We start from the raw sequence: 25,274 nt of genomic DNA on the forward strand, positions 1-25,274 counted from the left end.
ATGAGCACGACGAAGACCAACGTGCGGCGGCCGATCTTCGGCCGGCCTCACTCTGGGGACGTCGAGCACTTCCTGTTCCCGCAGGCTCGCACCCCGTTCTCCTTTCATGTCCTCGGCACCGCCACGTCACCGCCGCTGTCCTCGTAGAGGTCGGCGGACTGAACGCGGCTCGGGAAGCAGGCAGGACCGGCGATGCGGCGCACCGTAATCGCTACGTAAGAGCTGACCGGCCGCTGGCGTGGTGCCCTTGAAGCATGAAGCTGTTCAGACGTCCAGTCACGTTGGCTGTGGTCGGCTTGGGCGCCGTGATCTTCGCCATCGCGATGTACCTCTTCCAGCCGTGGCGACTGTTCACGACCGTCAGGGTGAACGAGCCCCCGCCCATGCTTTCGTCAGCTCCGCACGATCAGGCAGGCGTCCCCCTCTCTGCCACCCCCTCCGCAAAGCAGGCCGAGCAGCTCGCCCGGGGCACGTTCGTCTCCCACGAGCACAAAACCACGGGCATGGCGAAGGTGCTGAGACTGCCGGACGGATCGCGTGTACTGCGTTTGGCGGACCTGAGCACCTCGGACGGCCCTGACCTGCGAGTCTGGCTGAGCGACCAGCCGGTCACCCAGGACTGGTTCGCCTTCGACGACGGACGTCACCTTGAGCTGGGTCATCTCAAAGGCAACCAGGGCAACTCCAACTACTCCATCCCGGCCGGAGCCGACCTGAGCACGCTGAAGAGCGTGACCATCTGGTGCAAGCGGTTCAGCGTCTCATTCGGGGCCGCGGCGCTGAGCTGACCCACCTCCGCAGCCCCAGGCCGGCGCACATGCCCGAGTGTGGAAGCGCGTGCACCGCCCGGATCTACTGCGGGGAGACGCCCTCCCCGCGCCCAGTCCGCCCGAGCCGCCTTTCAATCTCACGGCCGGCCCGTCTGATGCGAGCCGACGGGGCCCAGCAGAGCGTCGAGGGCCTGACCCAACCCGGTGGTGTCGGTGCCCGCCCAGCCCACGTACCCGTCGGGGCGGACGAGCACCAGCGGACCGCCGGGGACGGCGGGGGCCACCACGTTGATCCGGTCCTGCCGGCCGGTGACGTCGGCGTCGCCGATGAGGACGAAGCGCCGGTCGCGGAGCGCCTCGTACAGGCGGCCGCCGCCGGCGAGAGGGACGTCGGAGGCGCGGGTGCCGGTCAGTTCGTGCGCGCCGTGAGGCGCCGGGTAGTGGTAGCCGATGCCGCTGAGCTGCCCCGTCACCTTCTCGCGCACCTTGGGGACGGACAGCGCCCGGCGGGCGGCGAAGCCGCGGACGGCCCGCCCGGCAGCCGACTCGATCATGGCCGCCCGGATGATGGCGCCGCTGCTGCGCAGCACCGAGCGGCCGACCGGATGACGCTCGGTGTGGTACGTGTCGAGCAGGGCGTCGGGCGCGCCACGCAGCACGGCGGCGAGCTTCCAGGCCAGGTTGGCGGCGTCCTGGAGCCCGGTGTTCATGCCTTGACCGCCCGCGGGAGAGTGGACGTGGGCGGCGTCCCCGGCCAGGAAGACCCGGCCGATCCGGTAGTGGGGCACCTGCCGCTCGTCGCTGTGGAAGCGCGACAGCCAGCGGGCGTCGTGCATGCCGAAGTCGGTCCCCAGGGCGCGCCTGGCGACGTCGCGGACCTCGTCCAGGGCGAGGGGCGCGTCGTCGGGGACGGAATGGCGGCGGTCCCAGGCGAAGACCCGGTAGTAGCCGTCGCCGAAGGGCGCGATGAACGCGAAGGCGTCGCCCACCCCGTTGACGGTCAGCAGCTCGGCGGGCTGCTCGGCGACCCGCACGTCGGCGAGCATGATGGACTTCAGCACCGACTTGCCGGGGAAGGGCTGGCCGAGGGCGCGCCGTACCGAGCTGTGGAAGCCGTCGGCGCCCACGGCGTAGGCGGCACGGTGGGCGCCGTGCGCGGTCGTGACCGTGACCCCGATGGCGTCCTGGCCCACCTCCAGCACCTCGGCGTCGTAAATGATCTCGACGCCCGCCTTCAGCGCCCGGTCCAGGAGCAGACGCTCCACGTTGTACTGCGGGGTGATCAGCAGGTACGGGTAACGGCTGGGCAGCGTGCCCAGATCGACCTCCACCCGCTCGAACAGCCGCACACGGCGCAGCGCGGCGCCCATGGGCACGAGCTGGTCGGCCAGGCCGCGAGCGTCCAGTTGTTCCAGGGTGCGGGCGTGCACGCCGAACGCACGGGAGAGGTTGGAGACGCTGCCGTCCCGGCGCTCCAGCACAGTGACCGCGATCCCGGCCTCGGCCAGGTCACCCGCGAGCAGCAACCCGGTCGGCCCCGCACCTACGACGACCACTTCGGACATGTCCTGTGCTCCTTAGTAGTAGGCACGCATGAGCTCGGTCGCCCAGGCCGGCTGAACCGTCTCACCCTGCGGGCCGAATTCGGCCATGTACGGCTTGACGTCCAGGACGGGGGTGCCGTCGATGGCGTCCAGCCCGCGTACGTGCAGGTCCAGCCCGTCCACGGCGAGCAGCCGGCACCGGGAGACGCCCAGCCGGTTCGGGCGGTTCTTGCCGCGTTGAGCGAAGATGCCGACCTCCGGCCAGTCCGGGTTCCCCCTGGGACGGCGGGCGGAGGTGTGCACCGAAGCCGGATCCACGCGATGGAACTGGAACACCACCTCCAGATGCGAGAACGCGTCCAGCCCGGCGACGCTGCCGGGCCCGTAGCGGGTGGCGTCGAGGCGGATCAGCGCCTGCTCGGTGTTCCAGTCGTCGTCGAACGCTTCGGTCCGCCCGCCGATGACCGTCCCCACGGCCTCGACGATGATCGCCTCCATTGTGCTCCTCCAATGTCCTGGGCTGCGGTTCCCGACAGTACGGCGCGGCGGTACCGACCGGATCAGTCACGGCGACTGAGCTTCGTGGAGCCCCGGCCCGCGGATTAGGTAGGGTCGGCGCATCATGATCGGGCGAAACGCGGAGATTGCCGAGCTCACCCGGATGATCGCCGAGTCACGGGCCGGGCGGGGCAACGCCGTCGCGATGTACGGTGAAGCCGGGATCGGCAAGTCGGCGCTGCTGGCGGAGGCCGCGCACCGGGCCGGAGAACACTCGCTCGTCCTGCGTGCCACCGGCGTCGAGGCCGAGTCCGAGCTGCCCTTCGCCGCTCTGCACCTGCTGCTGCGCCCGGCTCGCCACCTGATCGACCGGCTGCCTCCCGGGCAGGAGGCGGCTTTGCGCGGCGCGTTCGGCGAAGGGCACGGAGGTGCTCCCGATCGTTTCCTCGTCGGGCTCGCGGTGCTCACCCTGCTCTCCGACCTCGCCGAAGAGCGTCCGCTGCTGTGCCTGATCGACGATGCGCACTGGCTTGACCGCGCGTCTCTTGACGCGCTGACGTTCGCCGCCCGCCGCCTGGCGGCCGAACGGATCACCATGATCTTCGCCGGCCGTGACGGCGTCGAGCCGGCCGTCAACGGCATTCCCGAGATGCGCATATCCGGCCTGACCAGGGCCGACTGCGAGCAACTGCTCGCCGGGCACGCGGCCGGGCTCACCCCCGAGGCCCGCGACCGGGTGATCGAGGAGGCCGAGGGCAATCCCCTGGCGCTGCTGCACTTCGCCGAGATCCTTACACCCGAGCAGCGGGCGGGGCACCTGGCGCCGCTTCCCCTGCAGCCGCCGGGAGCGTCCGTGGCCGGGCGGCTGGAGCTGTCGCTGCGCGCCACGATCCGGCGGCTGCCTGAGCGCACCCGACTGTTGCTCCTGGTCGCCGCCGCCGACGGCTCGGGCAGTCTGCGGCTCGTCCTGCGGGCGGCGCAGGCCTTCGGCGCGGGGCCGGCGGACCTGGAGCCGGCCGAGCACGCCACTCTGATCGACGTCTCCGGCGACCGGCTGCGCTTCCGTCACCCGCTCGTCAAGGCCGCGGCCTACCACGAGGCGCCGCTCGCCCGGCGTACGGCCGCCCACCTGGCACTGGCCGGGGTCCTCGGCGGCGAGGAGCACGCCGACCGCCGGGCCTGGCAGCTGTCGGCGGCCGCGTTCGAACCCGACGAGGAGACCTCGGCGATCCTCGCGGCGGCCGGCGAGCGCGCGGGAGAACGGGGCAGCAACGCCTCGGCCGCCACCGCGTACGAGCGGGCGGCACAGCTCACCGTCGACCGGGAGCGGCGCGCCCAGTGGCTGGCCGCCGCCGCCGAGTCGGCACTCAGCGCCGGGCAGCTTTCCCGTGCCGGGGCCGCCGCCGACCGGGGCCGCCGCCTGTCCGCGGATCCGCTGCTGCTGGCCCGGCTGGCCAGCGTGCGCGCCACGGTCGAGGCGGAGCAGGGTGATCCGGCGCCGTCCGCGTACACGCTGATCGCCGCCGCCGAGGGCATCGTGCGGGCCGCGCCCGCGGACGCGGCGTCCCTGCTCGCCACGGCCGCGGGTGCGGCCTGGTTCGCCGGCGACCGCGGCGCGCTCGAGCGGGCCGCGGACCTTCTGGAGTCGCTCGCTCCCGGCGTGGAGCCACGCCTGGCCGGCGTGGTCGCGGCCGTGCGCGGCATGGAGCGCGTGGCCTCCGGCGACCCGGCCACCGGGCTGCCCCTCCTGCGCGCGGCCCTTCCCGGGGAAGACACCGGCCTCCTCACCGGGAGGGCCGCTCCCCCGATAACGGACGCGGGCCCGTTCCCGGGCGACGGTGCTTCCCCGGCGTCCGGCGGCGGCGCGGGCGATCGGGTCGCCGGCACCTACGCCGTGTTCGGCGCTCTCATGACCGGCGACGACGACGCCGCCTGCGAGCTGGCCGCCGCCCGGGTGGCCGCCTGCCGCGCCCACGGGCTCGTCGGAGCGCTACCGCACGCCCTGCAACTGCTCACCCAGGCGCAGATCCTGCGCGGCCGGCACGCCGAAGCGGCCGCGTCGGGGGCGGAGGCCTGGCAGATCGCACGGGACACGGGTCAGGAGGGACGGCTGCGGCACCTGCACGGCGTCCTCGCCCGCCTGGCCGCCATCCGGGGCGAGGACGACGAATGCCGGCGCCTCGCCCACGAGGCGGAGGGCTCCGCCAGGGAACGCAACGGATCCGGCTGGGGCGGGTGCGCGCTGACCCTGCTCGATCTCGTACGGGCCCGCTACGATGCCGCGGCGGAGCGGATGGCGGGGATCCTCGACGGCCCCCTCGGCCATACGGTGATCGTCACCTTCGCCGTCGCCGACTATGTCGAGGCCTGCGCCCGCCTCGACCAGCCTGCCCGGGCCGCTGCTGCGTTCGCCAGGTTCGACGCGTGGGCCGAGGCCAGCGGCCGGTCCTGGGCGGCGGCGGTCGCCCACCGCTGCCGGGCGCTGCTCGCGCCACGCGAGGGGGCAGAGGCGCACTACGAGGCGGCTCTCGCGCCGGCTCCCCACGGCGGGCGTCCCTTCGAGCAGGCGAGGACCCGCCTCCTGTACGGCGAGTGGCTGCGTCGGGCCCGGCGCCGTGCCGACGCCGGCGCACAGCTGCGCGCCGCGTTGGCGGGCTTCGCCGAGCTGGGAGCCGCGCCCTGGGCGGAACGGGCCCGTGCCGAACTGGCCGCGGCCGGTGTTCACGCCGCCGAGCTCGGCCCGCCCGCTGCGAGCACGGCGCTCGGCACGCTGACCTCCCAGGAACTCCAGGTGGTGCGGCTGGCCGCCACCGGGGCCACGAACCGGCAGATCGGCGCCCAGCTCTTCCTCAGCCCGCGGACCGTGGGATTCCACCTGTACAAGGCCTATCCCAAGCTGGGTGTCTCCTCGAGGGCCGAGCTGGCGGGCATCGACCTGGGCCCGCCGGGGTGAACCACCGTGCGCGTAGCTGCCGCCGGCTCGCAGCGCGAATGGCGTCCGAGCCCGGCTGAGGCCGGTCAGTTGCGTCCGGCCATGACACCGCCGGCGACGTCCCAGACGGCGCCGGTGACCCAGTCGGTCTGGTCGGACAGGAGGAAGGCGACGGTGGCGGCCACGTCGTCGGGGGTGTCGGTACGGCCGAGGGGGTGGAAGGTGTCGGCGCTGGACTGCGTGCGGCCGGTGACGACGGCGCTGCCGCCGGCGTCGAGGACGTGGCGGGCGACGGCGTGTCCCATGCCGATGGTGCCGCCGATGACGACGACACGGTCGTCAGGCGTGGAGGTTGAGGACGAGGTAGCCGTCGACGCGGCTAAGCCGGTCCGACTCCGGGTCTGGTGGGAGCGCGTGGCCGAGGTTGTCGGCACGGACCTCGCTGATCCACTGGTCGTGCTGGTACTCGTGGTTGATGAGTGCGGTCAGCAGGTGGGTCGCGACGATGGTCAACTGGTTCGGGGCGCTGACCTTGCCGGCGGCGATGTCGCCGATGCGGGCGTGGACGCGTTCGGCGACGGTGTCGCGGAACGCGCTGAGCCGGTTGACGGTAGGAAGGGCGCCGCGGAACTTCTCGGGCTGCGCCGAGTCCATCAGGGCGTCCAGGGCCGGGTCGGGGCTGGGTTCGGCCGCGGTGAGGTTGCAGATCATGAAGTGGGCGACGTGGGCCTGGTGGCCGAGATGCCAGCCGATGGCACTGGAGTTCTCGTGCGGGCGCCAGGTCACCTCGTCCGGGGTGAGGTCTTTCCACAGTTCGTCGGTGTAGGCGCGGGCACGGTCGTACTCGCGTTGCAGCGCTTGCAGTTCGTGCATGACTCCTCCTGCCGGTGTTCGGAGGTTGAGAAAGTGGTCACACCTGGTCGGTGCGGGCGACCCGGCAGATCGGACTTCGCCGCCGGCGGGCCGCGCTGAAAGACGGTTCAGACGTCGGCCGGGTCCACCTGCAGCGTGATCTCAAGATGTGTCATGGTTATGCCTCATTCGATCGGCAGGGAACGGGTGAAGCGGTAAATACCACAATCTGCCTGCCAAGATAGGCATCCCACGCGAGGTTCGGTAGAAGTTGACGCTGAATCACGTCATAAGCGATATGTATAGCTAACGGGCGGCTGCCAGGCTGTCGGCAAGGTGGCGAAGGTCCGCACCGAGCGGGGAGTCGGCGCTCCACACCGCTTCGAAGGAGATCTGCACCTCGCGGCCCTGGTTCATCAGCGGCCGGTGGGGCACGTCGGGCGAGGTGAGCTTGGAGCGGGGGACCATTGCCGAGCCCAGGCCCAGCTTCGTCCAGTCCTCCAGGACCTGGTAGCTGGCGGCTTCCCCCGGATACGTACGCAGGGGCAGCTCGTACGCCCGGAAGAGCTGCGTGGTGAACGTGGTCAGGCCACAGGTGTCCGGAACGAGGATGAACTGCTCCTTGCCGGCCTCTTCGAGCTCGAGTGGAGCGTCCTGTCCGGAATCAGGGCTGACGACGACGATCGGCTCGACGTCGATGACCCGGTGCTCGAAACGCGGCATCGCGGCCACGGCCGGGATCAGGATGATGTCGAGCTGGCCGGCCAGCAGACATTCGCGCAGGTCCTGCATGTTCGCCTCGCGCAGCACGAGGTCGCGGGGCACGGGCAGGTCGCGGACCATGCTGAACGCCCGGGCGACCAGGTGTGAGCCGATCAGGGGCGAGAGGCCCATGCGGATCTTCTGCTCGCCAGGCTCGGTCAGCCGCCTGGCCTCCGCCGCGACGGCGTCGAGCGCGACCACGGCGCGCTCGATCAGCGGCAGCATCCGGGCGCCGAAGGCGGTCTGGGTCACCCCGCGCGGCGACCGGTCGAACAGCTTGTCGCCGAGGCGCTCCTCCAGCTTGGCGATCCCGTTGGACAGCGCGGGCTGCGTGACGCCGTAAGCGCGTGCGGCGGCGCTGAACGACTTGGTCTCGGCGACTGCCTGCGCGTACCGGAGACCTTCGAGATTCAGGCGATCCATCATAGCCATGCCTTATCGCTGCATTCACTGATGTCCCCTACCCGGCTCGTTCTCCTGCACCTAGGGTGGGACTCCTGCTGATTAAGCATAACCAGCGGCTATACCGTAATGTCGCGTTCGGAATGGAAAGGCACCATGTCAGACTCTGCCGTGACCATGGTCGTGACCGAGCCCCGAGGCCCTCTGCGTCCCTCCGCGGCCGAGACGACATCGCCGACGGGTAAGTGGGTCCGTGTGTCGGTCACGGCGAGCGGCGTGTGCAACGCCGACATCGCAACGGCCGCGGCCACCGGTCCGGGCACCTCCTTTCCGGTCACCCCGGGGCACGAGGTCGCAGGTGTCATCGCCGAACTCGGCGACCAGGTCGAGGGCTGGTCGGTCGGGGACCGCGTGGCCGTCGGCTGGTTCGGTGGCAGCTGCGGGCACTGCGCGTTCTGCCGGGCGGGCGACGTCGTCCACTGCCCCGAACGCAAGGTGCCCGGCCTGTCCTATCCGGGTGGCTGGGCACAGAGCATCACCGTGCCCGCCGATGCGCTCGCGCGCATCCCCGGCGAGCTCGACCTCTTCGACGCGGCCCCGTACGGCTGCGCGGGCGTGACGACCTTCAACGCCGTGCGCAAGGCCGGCACGCGTGCGGGCGGACGGGTCGCCGTGTTCGGGATCGGCGGACTTGGGCACCTCGCCGTCCAGTTCGCAGCGAAGCTCGGCTACGAGACCATCGCGATCGCCCGGGGCGGCGACCGTGAGAAACCCGCCCGCGACCTCGGCGCGCATCATTACATCGACAGCAATGCCCAGGCGCCCGGAGCCGCACTGAAAGAACTCGGCGGCGCCGACCTCATCGTCTACACCGCCTCCTCCACCGCCCCCGTGGATGAGCTGCTCACCGGGCTGAACGTGCACGGACAGCTCACCCTCGTCGGTGTCGACGCGGGATCTGTGACTGTTCCGGCGGCCCGGCTCGTCATGAACGGCCACACCGTCACCGGACACCTGACCGGCAGTGCGCACGAGACGGAGGAGGCGATGGAGTTCGCCGTCACCAACGGCGTACGCCCCATGATCGAGCGCATGCCGCTGGAGCAGGCCGGCGAAGCCGTGACCCGGCTGCGCTCCGGCGCTCCCCGTTTCCGCGTCGTTCTGGACACCGCAGGCGGCGAGTGACCAGGCCGCGGGGCGGGGCGATCCCGCCTTGCCTTGACCCATCGGCTCGGCACACCCAGAAAGCCGGATGCCGAAACACTGCCCGAAGACACCCGGGTTCGGCCTGATCAGAAAGGGAAGCCACACATGTCCCACCGGGACAGCCACGACGTGATCGTGGTCGGCGCCGGCGCCTCCGGACTGGCCGCGGCCACCGCTCTGCACGCCGCCGGCCGCGACACGGTCTGCCTGGAGGCCCGCGACCGCATCGGCGGACGCCTGCTCTCGGCCCCCACCTCGAACCCGGACCGGGCCCTCGACCTGGGAGCCACCTGGTTCTGGGACGGAGAGGAGCGCGTGCGGGCCCTGGCCGCACGCAGCGGCATCGAGACCTTCGACCAGCATCTCGCGGGGGACACCCTCCTCCAGGAGACCACCGGCACACACCGCCTTGCCGGCAACCTGATCGATGCTCCCTCCCGCCGTTTCGCCAACGGATCCCAGAGCCTCGCCTCCGCCCTCGCGGCCGCGCTGCCCACCGACATGCTGCGGCTGAACACGCCCGTCACCGCCATCCACCCGGCCGGCCAGGGCGGCCTTGACCTGCGCACCCCGGCCGGAACACTGCACGCCGGGCACGTCGTCCTGGCCGTCCCCCCGGCCCTGGCGCTGGAGAGCATCGACTTCGGCGACGCGCTCCCCGCCGACCTCGTGCGCCTCGCCCGATCCACCCCGGTCTGGATGGGCGCCATCGCCAAGGTCGTCGCCCGGTACCCCGCCGCCTTCTGGCGGGAGGAGGGGCTGGCCGGTGCGGCGTTCAGCAGAACCGGCCCCCTCCAGGAGATACACGACATGTCAGGACCCGACGGCCGGCCCGCCGCGCTCTTCGGATTCGCGCACGCGCGCACCGTCCGCCCGGGATTCGACAAGGCCGTCACCGCCCAGCTCGTGGCTCTCTTCGGCCCAGCCGCGGCCACCCCCGACGTCCTGCACGTGCAGAACTGGAGCACCGAGCGGTGGACCGCCCCGTCCACCGTGCCGCACCTTGCCGACTACTCGCTCTTCGGCCACCCCCTCTATCAGCGGCCGACGCTCGACGGCCGGCTGCACTGGGCGTCGACCGAGACGGCGACCGACCACGCCGGTCACATCGAAGGCGCCCTCGCTGCCGGAGAGCGAGCAGCACTGGCCGTACTGGCGGCGCCCCCGGTCCCGAACAGCAGCGGCATCACCGTCACCACCACAAGCCGATAGGGACCCCCTCCATGGACCACCATTACGATCTCGTCGTCATCGGCTCCGGCTCCGGGAACTCGATCGTCGACAAGCGGTTCGCCGACTGGAAAGTCGCCATCGTCGAGAAGGGCATCGGCCCGCTCGACAGCTTTGGCGGCACCTGCCTCAACGTCGGCTGCATCCCGACCAAGATGTTCGTGCACACCGCTGACACCGCCCGCGCGCCGGAGCACGGCGCTGTGCTGGGCGTCGACCTGGCCCTGCGCGGCATCGACTGGCCCGCCGTACGCGACCGGGTCTTCGGCCGCATCGACCCCCTCGCGACCGGTGGCGAGCGCTACCGCGCGACGGGGCACGGCAACGTCACCCTCTACCGCGGCACGGCCCGCTTCACCGGCGAGCGCCGGCTGGCCGTGGATGCGGCGGACGGGCCCATCACGATCATCGCCGACCAGGTCGTGGTGGCAGTGGGCAGCCGCCCGGACATCCCCGACGTGCCCGGCCTGGACCATACGCTCGGGTACCACACCAGTGACACCGTCATGCGCATGGACCGGCTCCCGCGCCGCATGACCATCCTGGGCTCAGGCTTCGTCGCCACCGAGATGGCCCACGTGTTCTCCTCCCTGGGCGTCGAGATCACTCTGATCGCCCGCGGCGACGTACTGCTGCGACACGAGGACACGGACGTGGCGCGGCGCTTCACCGAACTGGCGCAGAACCGGTGGGACGTCCGCCTGAACCGCAAACTGCTGAGCGCCGGCAGAGAAGGAGACCAGCTGCTCCTCGACCTTGAGGGCCCCGAGGGTGCGGAGCTGCTGGAGACCGACGAGCTGCTGGTGGCCACCGGCCGCCGGCCCAACTCCGATCTCGTGGACGCCGCCGCAGGAGGGCTCGCACTGCACCCGGACGGCCGGATCGTCGTGGACGGGCAGCAGGCGACCTCGGTGCCCGGCGTGTGGGCCCTCGGTGATGTCTCCTCCCCCTGGCGGCTCAAGCACGTCGCGAACCATGAGGCACGCACCGTCCAGCACAACCTGCTGCACCCAGGCGATCGCCGCGCCTCTGACCACCGGTACGTCCCGCACGCGGTGTTCTCCTCCCCGAGGATCGCTTCAGTGGGCATGACCGAACAGGAGGCCCGAGCCACCGGGCGCGCGTACGTGACCGCGACACGGGAGTACAGCGGAATCGCGTACGGCTGGGCCATGGAGGACACCACCAGCTTCGCCAAAGTGCTGGCCGACCCCACCACCGGTGAACTGCTCGGCGCGCACATCATCGGCCCTGAGGCACCGGCGCTGATCCAACCGCTGATCCAGGCCATGTCCTTCGGCCTGGACGCCCGCTCCATGGCCACGGGCCAGTACTGGATCCACCCGGCCATGCCCGAGGTGATCGAGAACGCCCTGCTCGATCTCCCGCTCGACTGATCGGCACCTCGAGGGGGTGTGAGAAAGGGTACGGCGGCCCAGGTGGCCGGCCGTGCTCGGGGCCAGGTACGGCCGGCCACGCGCACTTTTGCGCCCCGCCGGCCGCTGCCGGCTGCGGTGACCACTGCGACGAGGGGCAGGTCGAGAGCGTCCACGCCCGATGCGGGGCAGGTTCAGCGTCGGCCGAGGCCGAGCCGGCGGGCGATGCGGCTCATCAGTTGGGACATCCTGGACGGGAAGGCATCGGGTGCGGGGACGCCGATGGGCCGGACCCGGCCGTTGTGGATGGCGCTGATCTTCCAGCCGGTGGAGGTACGGACCAAGACGATGGTCTGCCGGGACAGGCGCCGCTTGGGCAGCTTGCTTCGCCAGGGCATCAGGACTGAGGCGGTGCCGTAGACGATGGCCACGTCCGGGGTGACGTAGCGGATCGACTCCAGGTCGCCGACCAAGGCCGAGCCGGCCAGCACGCCGCGGAAGAGCAGGTCGTGGTTGTGCTGGTGCTGCCGGCGGCCGCGGGCGATGGTGCCGTCGTAGGAGACGTAGTCGGAGTCGTCGGTGAACAGCGCGCCGAAGGCATGGGCGTCGTTGTCGGTCCAGGCCTGCATGAATGCCTGGAACAGGTTCTTGATCTCGGTGTCGTCGGTGGTGAGGGTGATGGTGTTCATGGCGGCGCCTCCGAGGTAGAGTTATTTCGACCAACGAAGAGTACGATATCAGAAAGATTCGAATGTCGAAAGATACGATTCTCGGAGAGATCGCCATGCTCCTGCGGCAGCTGCAGCAAAGCTTCGACGCCTTCGACGAAGCTGCCGCCGGGCGGCTCGGCCTCAACCGCACCGACCTGCGCTGTCTTGACGTAGTGCTGGGCGACGGCCCACTGCCCGCCGGACAGCTCAGCATCGCGCTGAAGCTCAGCCCGGCAGCCACGACCACCGTAATCGACCGGCTGGAACGCGCCGGGCTGGTCTCACGCACCCGTGATCCGGGCAACCGCCGCCTCGTCCTGGTCACCTCGACCGAAACCGCCCGGGCGGCGGAGGCGGAACTGTTCGCCCCGGTCGGCCAGGCAGGCAGCCACGCGCTGACCCGTTACAACCATGACCAGCTCACCACCATCCTGGACTTCCTCCAGACCGTCCTGCGGGTCCAGGAGGAACAGACCGCCCGCGTCGCGTCACTGCCCTGAAAGCCGCGCCCCTGCCCTCACCGCTGTCGCCCCCGAGGAAGCCGTTTTGGATGGCTATGCCATGACGGCGACCTCCTCGCCCTCCACAAACACGTCCGCCAGCGTGCAGGACCGTGACGGCGCCCGTCCCGCGCTGGAGCGCCTGCACGGCTGGTGAAGACCACGCCGATCTGGGCCGACGGCGGAGGGCCCTGAGGCCATTACGGCGTGCGGAACCCGCGAAAGGTCACGCGTTTCCGGGCCTCGAAGCCGAGCCGCTCGTAGAGTGCGATCGCGCCGGTGTTCGCCTCAGCGACGTGCAGGAAGGGACGTTCGCTCCGAGCCGCGATGCGTGCGGCGAGCGCACTGACCAGGCGGGCGGCATGGCCTCTCCCACGCGCCTCGGGAGCGGTGCAGACAGCGCTGATCTCGGTCCATCCCGGAGGCCGGAGCCGTTCGCCGGCCATTGCCACCAATGTGCCGTTGTCGCGTACGCCGAGATAGGTGCCGAGTTCGTGGGTGCGGGACCAGAACGGTCCTGGTTGGGTCCGCGCAATGAGCTCGAGCATCTCAGGCACGTCGTCGACGCCGAGTTCGACCACCCCCGCGTCGGGCTCGGCATCGACGTGACCGGGGTGGCTGACGGCGGGGCCGATCATTTGGAGGCCGTCGAGGGTGAAGATCGGCTCCCAGTCCGCAGGCGGGGTCGCCGGGCAGCTGAACAGATCGGCGAGCTCGCCGGGACCGAGCAAACGAGCGAGATCGGCCCACTCTGCCGCGTCCGGGTCGGTGGACACCGTGGAGAAGGTTGCGACCTCCGGGAGGTAACCGGCCGCCTGGCCGAGCCGACGGGCCAGATGTGCGTGGTGGCCGCGGAGCGACTCACCGACCGGGTCGTCGAGTGAGACGGCGTCGCGGTTGACCATTGTGCTGTGCCTCTCGTGTCGTGCGCGCGCGGGAGTTGGCGGTTGCCCGATGCTATGCCGCTCGAGCCTGTGGTCAGCACCGAGAGCACGCCACGCGTTTCGAGCCTCGCGAGCCGGGCCTAATGAGCCTCAGCCCTTGTCCGGCTGCCCGTTTCGCGATGAGCGGCACGGGCGGCGGACCTCAGTCGGGTCCGCGCACTGAGCGGAGAAGGCCGCGGCGTCGATCGGTGCCTGACACCGGGCATCCTGCCGCGCCACCGCGTCCGGCTTTCCATGCACGACAGGAGCCTGGTGGCCGGGTCAGCTCAATCGATGGCGATCAAACCCCGCTGGTAGGCGCGGACGAGGCGCCGGGGCACGAGCAGCCGCCGCCCGTTCACGGTGACCGGGACGAGGTCGGGCGCGGTCGCCTTCCACTGGCTGCGGCGGTGCCGGGTGTTGCTGCGGGAGGTCTTACGCTTGGGCACGGCCATGGCTACCAGCTCGCCTTCGTGATACCCGGCAGCTCGCCGCGGTGGGCCATCTCACGGAAGCGCACCCGGGACAGGCCGAACTTGGTGAGGTGCCCGCGAGGACGGCCATCGACGGAGTCTCGGTTGCGGACGCGGGTGGCGCTGGCGTCGCGTGGCTGGCGGGCCAGTGCCCGGACCGCTTCCGCCCGTTCCTGGGGTGTGCCGGTGCGGATGAGCTCCTTAAGCTCGGCCCGCCGCGCGGCGTAGCGCTGGACCACGGCCTTGCGCCGCTCGTTGGCGGCGATCTTGCTCTTTTTGGCCATCAGACCCTCTCTCCTCGGGCACGGATCTGGGCGACGGCCTTGTCGATGCCGATCCTGTCGATGGTTTTGATCGCGCGGGCGCTGAGCGTGAGCCGGACGTAGCGGCCCTCGCTCTCGAGCCAGTAGCGGCGCTGCTGGATGTTGGGGTTCCAGCGGCGCCGGGTGCGCCGGTGGGAGTGGGAGACGTTGTTCCCGAAGACCGGCTTGGCCCCGGTGAGCTGGCAGTGCGCGGACATCATGTCCTCCCGTAACGCTGGTGGAACCGCTCGACGCGACCGGCGGTGTCCAGGACGCGGCTGCGCCCGGTGTAGAAGGGGTGGCTGGCCGAGGACACGTCGACGTCCACCACCGGGTAGGTGTTGCCATCGGTCCACTCGATCGTCTTTTCGCTGGTGATCGTGGAGCGCGTGAGGAACGCGAAGTCCGCGCCGGGATCGCGGAAGACGACTGGGCGGTAGTCGGGGTGGATGCCCTTCTTCATCGTTCCTCCCGGAAGAGCACGTGCTGGCGGACGGTCGGGTCGTACTTGCGAAGGGTGAGCCTGTCGGGTGTGTTCCGGCGGTTCTTCCTGGTCACGTAGGTGTAGCCGGTGCCCGCCGTCGATCTGAGCTTGATCACGGGGCGCACCTCATTTCTGGCCAAAACGGTTCCTTTCCACTTGCGGCAGTATGCCATGATAGCGAAAATGGTTTTCGTTTCAGCAACTGGAGGCTCCGTGCCCACTCCGGTCGTCCTCGTCGCGGGACTGCACGCCACGGCTCGCACCGCCACCGTCGAACAGCTGCTCGCCGGGCATCCCGGCTCGATCGCCGTCCACCACGATCTGAGCCAGGTCACCCACGGGCGCGTCCGCCGCAGCGTTCGGGACAGGACGGGCGTGCTCGACACGGCCGAGGTGCGGCTCGCGCACGGCTGCGTCACCTGCACCGTGCGCGAGGACCTGCTCCCCCAGCTCGTCATGCTGGCGCGGGGCGCGACACTGCTGATCGTGGACCTGTGGGACTCGGTGGAGCCCCGCTCGGTGGCCGAGGCGGTCGACTGCGACGAGGCACGGGAGACCCTGCGACTCGCCGCCGTACTCACCGCGCTGGACGCCGCGGCCTTGCCCGATGACATCACCCGCGGCGAACGCCTCACCGAGGTCGGCAGGCCCGCGGCCGCCGGCGACCAGCGTTACCTGGCCGAGGTGCTGGCCCGGCAGCTCGAATACCCGACCGCCCTGGTGCTGTACGGCGGCGACGAGGACGACCAGGAGCTGTCCCGCATGGTGCTCACCCACCTCGCCCCCTTCACCCCGGTCCACACCGTCGAGGCCCTGCCTCCGGTCACCGGCGCCCGGGTATGCACCGGCGAACTGGCAGAACGCGTGGACCCCGCCACCGCCCAGCTGCCCGGCGACCTCCAGACCGGCGAGATCGTCACCGCCGTCTGGCGCAGCCGCCGCCCGCTGCACCCGGCCCGCCTGTTCGAGGCCGTCGACGAGCTGGTGACCGAGTCGGTACGCTCGCGCGGCCGCTTCTGGCTGGCCAACCGCCCAGGCGAGCTGCTGGCCTGGGACGCCGTGGCCGGCATCGTCTCGGTCGAGGCCGCGGGCCCCTGGCTGGCCACGCTGCCTCCAGCCGCCTGGGACCTGGTCTCCCCTGCCCGCCGTCTGGCCGCCGACCTGGACTGGGACCCCGAGCGCGGCGACCGCGTCCAGCACCTGGTCTTCACCGGCCCGGATCTCGACGCCGCCCGCTTCCGTATGCTCCTCGACTCCTGCCTGCTCACCAAGGAGGAAGAGCAGGCCGGAGAGGACGCCTGGAGCCGCTACGACGACCCGTTCGCCCCCATCCTCGCCATCAAGGAGAACGCATGAAGACCCGCCGCACCCCGCGCAAGAAGCCCAACCCGCTCCTGCACGTCGACCGCATCGACTACAAGGACACCGCCCTGTTGCGCAAGTTCATCTCCGATCGGGGCAAGATCCGCAGCCGCCGGGTCACCGGTGTCACCGTGCAGCAGCAGCGACTGATCGCCAGGGCCATCAAGAACGCCCGCGAGATGGCCCTGCTCCCTTACGCCTCACGTCCCAGCGCATGAACAGGCCCGTTCCCGTCGCGCTGGTCGGGGGCCTGCATGGCAGTGCCCGGGCCGCCGGTGGCCGGCGATCAACGCCACCTCGCCGAGGTGCTGGCACGCCAGATCAAGTACGCCACCAGCCTGTCCCTGCACGGCGGTGACGCCGAAGACGCCGAACTGTCGGCCGCCGTGCTCGGCAACCTGGCACCGCACACGCCGATCGTCACCGTCCCCGTCGTCACCGACCGCCGCCGCCCTGGACCGGAACCCGATCATCGGCGACCGCGTCCAGCACCCGGTCTTCACCGGACCCGACATCGAGCGCGACCGCATCTGCGGCCGCCGTACTGAATCTGGAGGAGAGCGCGTGAAGCCTCACCACGTACAGCAGCAGCGGCAACTCGCCACTGAGGCGGACCAGTACGAACGCTCCGCCGAGTTCGTGGACGTGATGCTCGCCCCGTTCTGGACGGCGCTGGAGCCGGTACTGGCCGAGACGCTGCGCGGAGCCCCCGGACCGGTCGTGGACGTCGGAGCCGGCGGCGGCCACGGCACCCAGGTGATCGCACGGGCGATACCCCAGGCGGAGATCTTCGCCGTGGAGCCGTCGCCAGGCCTGCGCGCGGTCCTGCTCGCCAGGGTCAACGAGGACCCGGAGCTGCGCGACCGCGTGACCGTGCTGCCCAGCGACCTCCTCCGGGCCACGCTCCCGCCCCGGCTGGGCACGCTGGTCGCGATGAACGTCATCGGCCACTTCGACCCCACCGAGCGCCGCACGATCTGGCAACTGCTGGCCGAACGGCTGCTGCCCGGCGGCCGGGCCGTGCTCAACCTCCAGCCCCCGGCCGAACCCATCGCCGTACCGCACACTCGCTTCTCCGAGCTGCGCATCGGGCGACGCCGGTACGAGGGCTGGGGCCGCGCCGAACCCGCCGGACCCGAGCAGGTCACCTGGCACATGACCTACCGCGTCTTCCAGGACGGCGAACCGGCCGAGGAAGTGGAGGTCGAGTACACCTGGTGGGTCCTCGGCCATGACGGGCTCAAGGCTGAACTCGCCGAACACGGCCTGCACATCAGCCCCAGCGGCCCACCCGACCTCGGGCTGTGGTGCATCACCGGATCGCCCCAGTGAGAGGTACGCGGGGTCACAGCCCATGACCGCTTCAGAGCCGGAATCGCATGAGCCCCAGCCCGCGCAGGGTCTCCTGGAGGGACTCTTCTGCGGTGCCGCGCCAGGCCACGAAGCCGTCGGGTCTCACCAGCACGGCCTCGTCCACGGCGTCCAGGTCGTGAACGTGCAGGTTCATACCGAGTGCACTGGTCGCCGGCCATCGGCGGTCGCCCGGCCCGGCGAACAGAGTCCAACGCGAGCCGACCAGGTCCAGCGTGGAAGCCTGGCCGGTTCCGGCGGAGTCCACCCAACGGTGCGGGAACCGGCGACCGGGGCGGATGACGTCGTCCAGGACGTCTGATTCGGGGCTGTCGTGCGCCCAACGGGGCGACCGGTCATCTCGCACTCCCGGCTGGAGACGTCTACAAGGCGGTTCATTGCTGCGACAGCAACCACTACCCTGCTGCCAATGGCGGGGGAGGACTATGACGCAGCCGAACACGACGGATCTGCCAGGCCAGGAGAGCCACGCCCCGCCGCCTGCCGCGAAGGACTCCGCCGGGATCCGGCTGCCGTGGGCGTTCATCGCTTTGGTGGCCTTGCTGGTGGTCGGCCGGTTCGTGCTGGCGCCGTACCTGACGGCTCCGGCGTTGCAGACGTGGGCGACGGTGTTCGTGGCGGTGTGCGTGCAGGCGCTGCCGTTCCTGGTGTTCGGGGTGGCGCTGTCGGCGGCTATCACCGCGTTCGTGCCCGCGTCGTTCTGGACAAGGGCGCTGCCACGTCGTGTCTACGCGGCGGTGCCCGTCGCCGGGGTGGCCGGGGCGGTGCTGCCCGGCTGCGAGTGCGCGTCCGTGCCGGTGGCCTCTGGCCTGATGGCCCGGGGCGTGGCACCGCCCGCTGCGCTGGCGTTCCTGCTGGCCTCGCCGGCGATCAATCCCGTGGTGCTGGTGGCCACCGCCGTGGCCTTCCCGGACAACCCTTCGATGGTGGTCGCGCGGTTCGCCGCCTCGCTGGCGGTGGCCGTGCTGGCCGGGTGGATCTGGGCGCGGTTCGGGCGCGGCGAATGGCTGCCGGCGCCTCGCCGCACGGCTGAGGCCGGGCAGAGCAAGGTGAACACCTTCCTGGACGCGATGCGCCACGACTTATTGCACGCCGGCGGATTCCTGGTGGTCGGCGCCCTGGCGGCGGCGACCTTGAACGTGGTGATCCCCAGGGCGTGGCTGACCACGGTGGCAGGGGTGCCGGTCGTGTCCGTGTTGGTGCTGGCCCTGCTTGCGGTGCTGCTGTCGATCTGCTCGGAGGCCGACGCGTTCGTGGCGGCCTCACTCACGGCGTTCTCCCCGACGGCCAAGCTGGCGTTCCTGGTGGTCGGGCCCATGGTGGACCTGAAGCTCATCGCGCTCCAGGCGGGCACCTTCGGACGGGCTTTCACCTGGCGTTTCGTGCCGCTCACGCTGGCCCTGGCGATCGGCGTCAGCTTCCTCACAGGCTGGGCGCTGCTGTGAACCGCCAGACGCAGGGGGCTCTCCTGACGGTCCTCGGCGCCGTGCTGCTGACCATCTCCGCGTTCTCCACGACGTACGTCAACTACGTCAAGCCCGGCTTCCGGCCGCTGCTCGTGGGAGCCGGTGCGGTGCTGGTGGGTCTGGGCCTGCTTTCTGTCGCCCAGGGCTGGTTGGGCAGGCCGGGCGCCCATGGCCACGCTCCGCGGGTGGCGTGGTTGCTGGCCGCGCCCGTGTTCGCGATCGTGATGATCGCGCCTCCCGCGCTCGGCTCGTTCGCGGCCAGGCTCGACGACGGCGCGCCCGCGCCTTCCCGTACCGCGAACTACGGGAAGCTCGGCCGCGGTGGGGTGACGGAGCTGACGCTGGGCGAGTTCATCGGACGGGCCTACGCGCCGTCAGGTTCCTCGCTCGCGGGGAGGAAGGTCAGGCTGACCGGCTTCGCCGTACCGTCCAAGACCGGCTGGTACGTCACCAGGATGCGGATCAACTGCTGCGCCGCCGACGCGATGGCCTTGGAGGTCGCCGTGTACGGCGCGCCCTCGCCCAAGGAGAACACCTGGGTGCAGGTCACCGGCACGTGGCTCCCTTGGAAGGAGGGCGTTCCCGATGACTACGAACCGCCGGCTCTGACCGCCACCGACGTCACCGCCATCACGCAACCAGCGGAACCTTACGAATAGGTCCCCATGAAGAGCCAGAGCCTGTTACTCCTCCTGCTCGGCGGAGCGCTGTTGAAGATCTCCGCCTTCTCCACGGACTTCACCAACTACGTCAAGCCCGGTTTCCGGCCTCTGCTGATCGCGGCGGGCGCGGTGCTGGTCATCCTGGCAGCGGCCACTCTGATCAAGGAACGCCGCGAGAGCATCCGCGCCACGCGTCAGGCGCGTCTCGCGCACGCACGCCTCGCCGAGGACGCCCACCTGGCGCAGTTGACCGGCCGCGAGCCCGCCGCCCCGGCGCAGGCATGCTCGCCGGGGCTCGAACACGGGAAAGGCGGCAGGGTGGCGTGGTTGCTGGCGGCTCCGGTCGCCGCGATCTTGCTGATCGCTCCGCCCGCCCTCGGCTCGTACGCCGCCCAGCAGGCACAGCCGGCCCCTCCCCCGCCTCCGCCGAGCGTCGTGGACGCGCAAGCCGTCAAACCACTGAAGAGCGACCGCGTGAACGTACTGAGCCTGGCCGAATTCGCTGACCGGGCCTGGTACGAGCCGAGCGGATCGCTCGCCGGCAAGACCGTCCGCCTGACCGGGTTCGTCTTGCCGTCTCCCGACAAGGGCGAGTGGTACGTCGCTCGCATGCGGATCAGCTGCTGCGCCGCCGACGCCCTCACCATGAAGGTCATCGTCAGAGGAGCCCCCGCCCCGGCAACGGACACCTGGGTACGGGTCACCGGCACCTGGATCCCCAGAAAGGGCCGGCCATCGGACACGTACGTACCGGCGATGACCGCCTCCGACGTCCACCCGATACCCCCACCCGTCGAGCCGTATGAATAGCGGCCCTCGATCTGCCACTTCAGAATGAATACGGTTATCGTTTACACCTGAATACGGGCCTCTGGATCGGAGATCGGGATGCGAAAACGAGCCGCGATCATGCTGGCGGCGCTCTTGGGGGTGCTCCTCACGGGGTGCGGCGGCCAGGAGCCGCCGGGACGGAACGACCGGCAACTGACTCTGGCTGCCCCGCGCGACCTCGTCGCCGGTCCCGCGGATCCGTACTACACGCACCAGACGTTACGGGTGTGGGAGCCCTTGGTGACCGTGGACGACAAGCTGCGGCCCGTTCCCGCGCTGGCCACCGGCTGGGACAGTGCGGACCAGGGGCGGCGCTGGACGTTCACGCTGCGCGACGGCGTACGGTTCAGCGACGGGACACCGTTGACCGCCGAGTCGGTGGTCGCCAACATCAAGCGGTTCCTGCGGATCGCGCCCCGCCAGTCGGCGTTCTTCAGCCTGGATGCCGGCATGGAGGCGGCCTACGGCAAGCTCGGCGATGTCCGGGCCGACGGCGGCAAGGTGACGTTCGTGCTGGACCAGCCGGTGGCCGACCTGCCGAGCAGGCTGGCGGGCTTCTACAGCATGATCCAGTCCCCGAAGGCGTTCACGTCCTCGGGCGACTTCGCCGGCAAGCCGGCGGGGACGGGGCCGTACACGCTGGTCAACTGGGTCAAGGGACAGCAGGCCGAGCTGGCCGCCAACCCGCACTACCACGGCGCCGCCCCCGCCTACAAGAAGATCGTGGTCAGGGTGATCCCCGACGCCAACGCGCGGGTCGCGGCGTTGCGTGCCGGTGAGGTGGACGGGCTGATCGACAAGGGCGCGCTGCTGCCGGGGCAGGTCGCGGCGGTCGCCGGCGACAGCGGCTTCCGGGTCGTACGCAGCCCCTCGGTGCTGACGCACTACCTGACCTTCAACGCCTCGCGCGAGCCGTTCTCCGATCCCCGCCTGCGCGAAGCGGCCGACCTGGCGATCGATCGGCAGGCCATCGCCGGCAAACTCCTCGCCGGCACGGCCGGCGCGGGCGCCGGGTTCCTGTCACCCGTTTTCGGCGACCTCGCCGAGCCCGGATCAACGGTGAGGTACGACCCAGGCAAGGCCCGCGAGCTGGTCACCGCCGCAGGAGCGCCTGCCGAGCCGGTGAACATCCTCATCTCCTCGGCCGAGACCGGCCAGTTCCCTTATACCGACATCGCCGAGGTGCTGCGCGCGGCCCTGGAGCAGGCGGGCCTGCCCGCGAAGGTGACCGTGGCCGAGGCCACCAAGTCCGTCATGGAATCCGGGGACTACGACATCTTCCTCAGCGCCTACAGCCTGCCCAACGGCGACGCCGACTACCTTTTCCGCCGATTCCTGCGCTCCGACGCCTCCTGGAACGTCGACCGCCGGCTCGGCTACCGCAACGCCGAGTTCGACAACCTGATCGACCAGGCCGCGGCACAGACCGACCCGGCCCGGCGGCGTGACCTCTACCACCGGATTCAGCGGCTGCTCGCCACCGATCGCCCGATGATCCCGCTCGCGTACCAGGACAATCCCATCGTGACGACGAGTAAGGTCCGCGGGGTGGCACAGAGCGTGGCGTACGTGGTCGACCTCGGCAAGCTGGCCCCCTGAGGTGACGGTCACCGTCCTGCGGCGCGCCGCCGAGCTCCTGCTCGTGCTGCTGGGACTGTCGGTGCTGGTCTTCCTGCTCACCTCGCTGGCGCCGGGCGATCCCGCCGAGGAGATCCTGCGGCGCGGCGGCATCCAGCCGACGGCGCGCAGCGTGGCGGCGCTGCGCGCCGAACTCGGTCTCGACCAGCCGCTGTTCTCCCAGTACCTGCGGTGGCTGCTCGCCGTGCTGCGCGGCGACTTCGGACACTCCTACACCGACCGCTCCCCCGTCGCCGCCGAGGTCCTCTCGCGGCTTCCGGCGACACTGCGGCTGGCGGGAGCGGCGGCAGTGGTCGCGGTCGTCCTCGCCGTGCTCGCCTCCATCAGGGCCGCCTTCAGACCGGGGGCACTCGACAGCCGCGCCGTCGCGCTCGTGACGGTGGCGATCGCCGGCGTCCCGCCCTACATCGTGGGGATCCTGCTGATCAGCGTCGTCGCGGTCGGCTTGCGCGCGCTGCCCACGGGCGGCGCGGGCAGCCCCGGCGCCGTCGTGCTCCCCGCCCTCACTCTCGGCCTGGCGGGCGCCGCGACCCTGCTGCGGCTGCTCCGGGCCGACCTGGCCCGGGCCTTACGGCTGCCGTTCGTCAAACTCGCCGCCGCCAAGGGGGTGCGGCCACGGCGCGCGATCATGGTGCACGCGCTCCGCGTGGCCGCGCCGAACTCCATCACGGCAGCCGGTACGGTGCTCACGGAACTGCTGGCCGGCGCGGTGGTGGTGGAGACGCTGTTCTCCTGGCCGGGCGTGGGACAGCTCGCGGTGTCGGCGATCAGGCAGCGGGACCTGCCAGTCGTGCAGGCGTACGTGCTGGTCACCGCGGTCATGACGGTGCTGCTCCTGGCCCTGGTCGAGCTCTGCCTGGCGGCCTCCGACCCAAGAGTGCGCCGCCGATGACAGGCCGCGCCGGTACCGCGCTGCTCGCCCTGGTCGTACTGTTCTGTCTGCTCACCCCCATGCTGTCCGGGTACGACCCGTACGTGCCCGACCTGGAGCACGCCCTCCTGCCGGCGAGCGCGGAACACTGGCTCGGCACCGACCAGCTCGGCCGCGACCTCCTCACCAGAACCGCCATGGCCGGGCGCATTTCCCTGCTGTTCGCGCTGGCCATCACCACGGTCACCACGATCCTCGGCACACTGTTCGGCACCGCGGCGGGGCTTGCCGGAGGGATGCCCGACCGGCTGCTGCGCCTGGCCGCCACCATGGCACTGGCCCTGCCCGGCCTCACCCTGGCGCTCGCGCTGGCCGGTGTGCTGCCGCCCGGGTACGTCACCGTCCTGGCGGCCCTCGTTCCACTCGGCTGGGTCAACTGCGGGCTCGTCGCCCACACGGCGACCCGGCGGTTGCTCTCCTCCGACTTCGTCCTGGCCGTGCGGGCCATCGGCGCGTCCCCGCTCTACCTGGTCCGGCGTACCGTCGGGCCGCACATCGCCGGCCCCATCCTGACCGTCGCCACCGCGGACTTCGCCAGGGCGCTGGTCGCCGTCACCTCGCTGAGCTTCCTCGGCATCGGGCTGCCGCCGCCCGAGACCGACTGGGGCGGCATGGTGAGCGAGGCCACGCCGCTGCTGGCCGCCGCGCCACGCCTGGCGATCGTGCCCGCCCTCGCGCTCGCCGTCACCGGACTGGCCGTCGCTCTCGTGGTCGATGCCCGCCACGAGCCGGGTCAGACTCCCGATTGAGACTGGAGCGGGGCGAGGCGATCGGCCTGCCGGAGCAGCCGGTCGGGGAAGGCGACGCCGGTGAGCTCCTCGGAGACGGTCCACAGGCGGCGCGCGGTGTCCGGGTCGCTGGCGGCGGCTGAGCGGCCGACCAGGGTGGGGCTGCCGCGCCACTCACCGAAGCCGTCGGGGCCGACGTAGGAGGCGCCGGGCAGGTCCTGGACCGCGGCATACAACGTGGGCAGGGCACCCGCCGTACTGTCCTGGGCGAGGAAGCGGTTGCCGACGTGCCCGAGCCCGCGCAGGACCGGATTGGCGGTGTTGCCCTGGAGGTTGGTGGCCGACCAGCCCCCCAAGCGAGAACGGTCTCTGTATTGCAACCCGAATCGCAACCCCTATCACCGCGGTCGGTCCCGAAGACTTCTCCGGGGCGTGCGCCTGGGCATGTTGAACCGTACGCCTACCCCGTTGCACCGGGAGAACCATGGCTTGATCTCGACCGACAAGCCGAGCCGACAGCGCACGCCCAAGGGGCGCGGCCCTTCTGCCGCTACTTCAGCTTGTTCGCCGAGAGTGGATCAAGATAGACCTCTCGAACGGCATCGTGATCTGATCTTCTGAGCCCGCCTCAGGTTACCTGCACATAGATGATCAGATTTACGGGAGAGGGCCCCGATGGTTTCGGCGTCATTGGGACCGGCGTACCACCGGTTATGGCTGGCGACGGCGCTGTCCAATTTGGGCGACGGGATTCGGATGGCTGCCTTGCCGTTGTTGGCAGCCGCCATCAGCTCTGATCCAGTTGCGGTGGCTGGTGTCGCCATCGCTGGGCAGAGCCCGTGGTTGTTGTTCGGACTGTTCGCTGGGGCGGTCGTTGATCGATTTGACCAGCGTCGCCTTGCTGCGGCCGTCGATGTGGTTCGGGTATCGATGCTGGCCGTCCTGGTCGTGTCGGTTTCTCTGGATGTTGCCGAGATCGCGCTCCTTTACCTGGTGGCGTTCGTCTGTGGTGTGGGTGAGACGCTGCGCGACACCGCGACGGCCACGCTCCTTCCGCCTCTGGTGAAAGACGCCGATCTCGATCGGGCCAACGGTGGATTGGTCAACGCTGAGGTCGCGGGGAACGAATTAGTGGGGCCGCCGATCGGTGGATATCTATTCGGCGTGGCGCTGGTGCTCCCGTTCGCGGTCAATGGCGGAGCCCTGGCTTTGGCGGCCGCTCTGATATTCTGGAGTTGGCCCGGTTTGGTGGACGCCTGGTCTCTGGGGAACCCTGGGCCCCGGAAGAAGGAGTCTGCTGTGCCGAACAACTATCCGCCGG

Annotated in this window: 31 protein-coding genes and 1 pseudogene; 18 read left to right on the plus strand and 14 right to left on the minus strand. The window is 70.7% G+C overall.

The genetic code is table 11. The features are described from left to right. Both ACIBVN_RS24590 and ACIBVN_RS24595 read left to right on the plus strand, forming a co-directional pair. The gene (locus ACIBVN_RS24590; protein WP_397140013.1) at positions 1–147 is read left to right on the plus strand and encodes a hypothetical protein; all 147 of its coding nucleotides are present in this window, start codon (positions 1–3) and stop codon (positions 145–147) included. A gap of 107 nt (positions 148–254) precedes the next feature. Continuing rightward, positions 255–788, plus strand: coding sequence for a DM13 domain-containing protein (locus ACIBVN_RS24595; protein ID WP_397140015.1), 534 nt, complete (start codon positions 255–257; stop codon positions 786–788). A 119-nt stretch (positions 789–907) separates the two neighbouring features. Here the strand turns inward: ACIBVN_RS24595 and ACIBVN_RS24600 are convergent, their stop codons facing one another. Together ACIBVN_RS24600 and ACIBVN_RS24605 are read right to left on the minus strand one after the other, a co-directional pair. After that, a complete protein-coding gene (locus ACIBVN_RS24600; RefSeq protein ID WP_397140017.1) occupies positions 908–2,335 on the minus strand; it encodes an FAD-dependent oxidoreductase in 1,428 nt (475 codons plus the stop codon). 12 nt (positions 2,336–2,347) lie between these two features. Next, entirely contained in the window at positions 2,348–2,812 is a 465-nt protein-coding gene (locus tag ACIBVN_RS24605) for an SAM-dependent methyltransferase (RefSeq protein ID WP_397140018.1), read from the minus strand. A gap of 124 nt (positions 2,813–2,936) precedes the next feature. Here ACIBVN_RS24605 and ACIBVN_RS24610 point away from each other — a divergent pair, with 124 nt between their 5' ends. Next, the gene (locus ACIBVN_RS24610; protein WP_397140020.1) at positions 2,937–5,765 is read left to right on the plus strand and encodes an AAA family ATPase; all 2,829 of its coding nucleotides are present in this window, start codon (positions 2,937–2,939) and stop codon (positions 5,763–5,765) included. A gap of 65 nt (positions 5,766–5,830) precedes the next feature. Here ACIBVN_RS24610 and ACIBVN_RS24615 read toward each other — a convergent pair whose 3' ends face one another. From ACIBVN_RS24615 to ACIBVN_RS24625, 3 genes are all read right to left on the minus strand, one after another. Next, complete coding sequence (locus ACIBVN_RS24615) at positions 5,831–6,049, minus strand: SDR family oxidoreductase (RefSeq protein ID WP_397140022.1); 219 nt, start codon at positions 6,047–6,049, stop codon at positions 5,831–5,833. Positions 6,050–6,083: 34 nt separating this feature from the next. Continuing rightward, positions 6,084–6,617, minus strand: coding sequence for a DinB family protein (locus tag ACIBVN_RS24620; protein ID WP_397140023.1), 534 nt, complete (start codon positions 6,615–6,617; stop codon positions 6,084–6,086). Positions 6,618–6,902: 285 nt separating this feature from the next. Further along, positions 6,903–7,784, minus strand: coding sequence for a LysR family transcriptional regulator (locus ACIBVN_RS24625; protein ID WP_397140025.1), 882 nt, complete (start codon positions 7,782–7,784; stop codon positions 6,903–6,905). A 132-nt stretch (positions 7,785–7,916) separates the two neighbouring features. Between ACIBVN_RS24625 and ACIBVN_RS24630 the strand changes: the two genes are divergently transcribed. The 3 genes from ACIBVN_RS24630 to ACIBVN_RS24640 all read left to right on the plus strand — a co-directional run bounded on the left by ACIBVN_RS24630 (position 7,917) and on the right by ACIBVN_RS24640 (position 11,593). Beyond that, entirely contained in the window at positions 7,917–8,945 is a 1,029-nt protein-coding gene (locus ACIBVN_RS24630) for an alcohol dehydrogenase catalytic domain-containing protein (RefSeq protein ID WP_397140027.1), read from the plus strand. Positions 8,946–9,071: 126 nt separating this feature from the next. Beyond that, positions 9,072–10,178 (plus strand): flavin monoamine oxidase family protein, encoded by a 1,107-nt coding sequence (locus ACIBVN_RS24635; RefSeq protein WP_397140028.1) that lies wholly within the window; start codon positions 9,072–9,074, stop codon positions 10,176–10,178. An 11-nt stretch (positions 10,179–10,189) separates the two neighbouring features. Continuing rightward, positions 10,190–11,593, plus strand: a complete 1,404-nt coding sequence (locus ACIBVN_RS24640) for a mycothione reductase (RefSeq protein ID WP_397140030.1) — start codon at positions 10,190–10,192, stop codon at positions 11,591–11,593. A 173-nt stretch (positions 11,594–11,766) separates the two neighbouring features. Here the strand turns inward: ACIBVN_RS24640 and ACIBVN_RS24645 are convergent, their stop codons facing one another. Continuing rightward, entirely contained in the window at positions 11,767–12,261 is a 495-nt protein-coding gene (locus ACIBVN_RS24645; RefSeq protein WP_397140032.1) for an SgcJ/EcaC family oxidoreductase, read from the minus strand. A 62-nt stretch (positions 12,262–12,323) separates the two neighbouring features. Here ACIBVN_RS24645 and ACIBVN_RS24650 point away from each other — a divergent pair, with 62 nt between their 5' ends. After that, positions 12,324–12,782, plus strand: a complete 459-nt coding sequence (locus tag ACIBVN_RS24650; RefSeq protein ID WP_397140033.1) for a MarR family winged helix-turn-helix transcriptional regulator — start codon at positions 12,324–12,326, stop codon at positions 12,780–12,782. Between the two features lie 200 nt (positions 12,783–12,982). Here ACIBVN_RS24650 and ACIBVN_RS24655 read toward each other — a convergent pair whose 3' ends face one another. From ACIBVN_RS24655 to rpmG, 6 genes are all read right to left on the minus strand, one after another. After that, positions 12,983–13,687 carry a GNAT family N-acetyltransferase gene (locus tag ACIBVN_RS24655; RefSeq protein ID WP_397140035.1) on the minus strand — a complete coding sequence of 235 codons (705 nt, stop codon included), beginning with the start codon at positions 13,685–13,687 and terminating at the stop codon, positions 12,983–12,985. Positions 13,688–13,992: 305 nt separating this feature from the next. After that, positions 13,993–14,160 (minus strand): 50S ribosomal protein L32, encoded by a 168-nt coding sequence (gene rpmF, locus ACIBVN_RS24660; protein WP_397140037.1) that lies wholly within the window; start codon positions 14,158–14,160, stop codon positions 13,993–13,995. Positions 14,161–14,162: 2 nt separating this feature from the next. Further along, positions 14,163–14,462: a 30S ribosomal protein S14 gene (gene rpsN / locus ACIBVN_RS24665; RefSeq protein WP_397140038.1), complete on the minus strand. Its 300-nt coding sequence runs from the start codon at positions 14,460–14,462 to the stop codon at positions 14,163–14,165. Then, complete coding sequence (gene rpmB / locus ACIBVN_RS24670) at positions 14,462–14,698, minus strand: 50S ribosomal protein L28 (RefSeq protein WP_397140302.1); 237 nt, start codon at positions 14,696–14,698, stop codon at positions 14,462–14,464. The genes rpsN and rpmB overlap by 1 nt, the downstream gene beginning before the upstream one ends. Beyond that, a complete protein-coding gene (locus ACIBVN_RS24675) occupies positions 14,698–14,943 on the minus strand; it encodes a type B 50S ribosomal protein L31 (RefSeq protein WP_397140040.1) in 246 nt (81 codons plus the stop codon). The genes rpmB and ACIBVN_RS24675 overlap by 1 nt, the downstream gene beginning before the upstream one ends. Then, positions 14,940–15,104: a 50S ribosomal protein L33 gene (gene rpmG / locus ACIBVN_RS24680; RefSeq protein ID WP_397140042.1), complete on the minus strand. Its 165-nt coding sequence runs from the start codon at positions 15,102–15,104 to the stop codon at positions 14,940–14,942. Before rpmG ends, ACIBVN_RS24675 begins: the two co-directional genes overlap by 4 nt. A gap of 73 nt (positions 15,105–15,177) precedes the next feature. Here rpmG and ACIBVN_RS24685 point away from each other — a divergent pair, with 73 nt between their 5' ends. From ACIBVN_RS24685 to ACIBVN_RS24700, 4 genes are read left to right on the plus strand one after another with little or no spacing between them, the layout of a single operon-like run. Next, the gene (locus ACIBVN_RS24685; RefSeq protein WP_397140044.1) at positions 15,178–16,320 is read left to right on the plus strand and encodes a CobW family GTP-binding protein; all 1,143 of its coding nucleotides are present in this window, start codon (positions 15,178–15,180) and stop codon (positions 16,318–16,320) included. Then, positions 16,317–16,544, plus strand: coding sequence for a 30S ribosomal protein S18 (gene rpsR, locus ACIBVN_RS24690; protein ID WP_357596804.1), 228 nt, complete (start codon positions 16,317–16,319; stop codon positions 16,542–16,544). Before ACIBVN_RS24685 ends, rpsR begins: the two co-directional genes overlap by 4 nt. Before the next feature lie 36 nt (positions 16,545–16,580). Beyond that, positions 16,581–16,874, plus strand: a complete 294-nt coding sequence (locus ACIBVN_RS24695; protein ID WP_397140046.1) for a hypothetical protein — start codon at positions 16,581–16,583, stop codon at positions 16,872–16,874. 16 nt (positions 16,875–16,890) lie between these two features. Continuing rightward, positions 16,891–17,658 carry a class I SAM-dependent methyltransferase gene (locus ACIBVN_RS24700; RefSeq protein ID WP_397140048.1) on the plus strand — a complete coding sequence of 256 codons (768 nt, stop codon included), beginning with the start codon at positions 16,891–16,893 and terminating at the stop codon, positions 17,656–17,658. 31 nt (positions 17,659–17,689) lie between these two features. Here ACIBVN_RS24700 and ACIBVN_RS24705 read toward each other — a convergent pair whose 3' ends face one another. Beyond that, positions 17,690–18,043 (minus strand): hypothetical protein, encoded by a 354-nt coding sequence (locus tag ACIBVN_RS24705; protein ID WP_397140050.1) that lies wholly within the window; start codon positions 18,041–18,043, stop codon positions 17,690–17,692. Between the two features lie 79 nt (positions 18,044–18,122). Here ACIBVN_RS24705 and ACIBVN_RS24710 point away from each other — a divergent pair, with 79 nt between their 5' ends. From ACIBVN_RS24710 to ACIBVN_RS24735, 6 genes are all read left to right on the plus strand, one after another. Continuing rightward, a complete protein-coding gene (locus tag ACIBVN_RS24710) occupies positions 18,123–19,142 on the plus strand; it encodes a permease (RefSeq protein ID WP_397140052.1) in 1,020 nt (339 codons plus the stop codon). Beyond that, positions 19,139–19,822 carry a TIGR03943 family putative permease subunit gene (locus ACIBVN_RS24715; RefSeq protein WP_397140054.1) on the plus strand — a complete coding sequence of 228 codons (684 nt, stop codon included), beginning with the start codon at positions 19,139–19,141 and terminating at the stop codon, positions 19,820–19,822. The genes ACIBVN_RS24710 and ACIBVN_RS24715 overlap by 4 nt, the downstream gene beginning before the upstream one ends. A gap of 6 nt (positions 19,823–19,828) precedes the next feature. Next, complete coding sequence (locus tag ACIBVN_RS24720) at positions 19,829–20,635, plus strand: TIGR03943 family putative permease subunit (protein WP_397140056.1); 807 nt, start codon at positions 19,829–19,831, stop codon at positions 20,633–20,635. A gap of 78 nt (positions 20,636–20,713) precedes the next feature. Further along, positions 20,714–22,255, plus strand: a complete 1,542-nt coding sequence (locus ACIBVN_RS24725) for an ABC transporter substrate-binding protein (protein WP_397140058.1) — start codon at positions 20,714–20,716, stop codon at positions 22,253–22,255. Position 22,256: 1 nt separating this feature from the next. Further along, the gene (locus ACIBVN_RS24730; protein ID WP_397140060.1) at positions 22,257–23,186 is read left to right on the plus strand and encodes an ABC transporter permease; all 930 of its coding nucleotides are present in this window, start codon (positions 22,257–22,259) and stop codon (positions 23,184–23,186) included. After that, complete coding sequence (locus ACIBVN_RS24735) at positions 23,183–23,974, plus strand: ABC transporter permease (protein WP_397140062.1); 792 nt, start codon at positions 23,183–23,185, stop codon at positions 23,972–23,974. Before ACIBVN_RS24730 ends, ACIBVN_RS24735 begins: the two co-directional genes overlap by 4 nt. On the opposite strand, the gene ACIBVN_RS24740 is transcribed toward ACIBVN_RS24735, so the two are convergent. Beyond that, positions 23,959–24,309: a hypothetical protein gene (locus tag ACIBVN_RS24740; protein ID WP_397140064.1), complete on the minus strand. Its 351-nt coding sequence runs from the start codon at positions 24,307–24,309 to the stop codon at positions 23,959–23,961. The genes ACIBVN_RS24735 and ACIBVN_RS24740 overlap by 16 nt on opposite strands. 319 nt (positions 24,310–24,628) lie before the next feature. Here ACIBVN_RS24740 and ACIBVN_RS24745 point away from each other — a divergent pair. Next, positions 24,629–25,180: pseudogene (locus ACIBVN_RS24745) on the plus strand (MFS transporter); the annotation flags it as partial. Positions 25,181–25,274 lie beyond the last annotated feature (94 nt).

It is taken from the genome of Nonomuraea sp. NPDC049400 (assembly GCF_044466425.1).
GTDB lineage: Bacteria > Actinomycetota > Actinomycetes > Streptosporangiales > Streptosporangiaceae > Nonomuraea.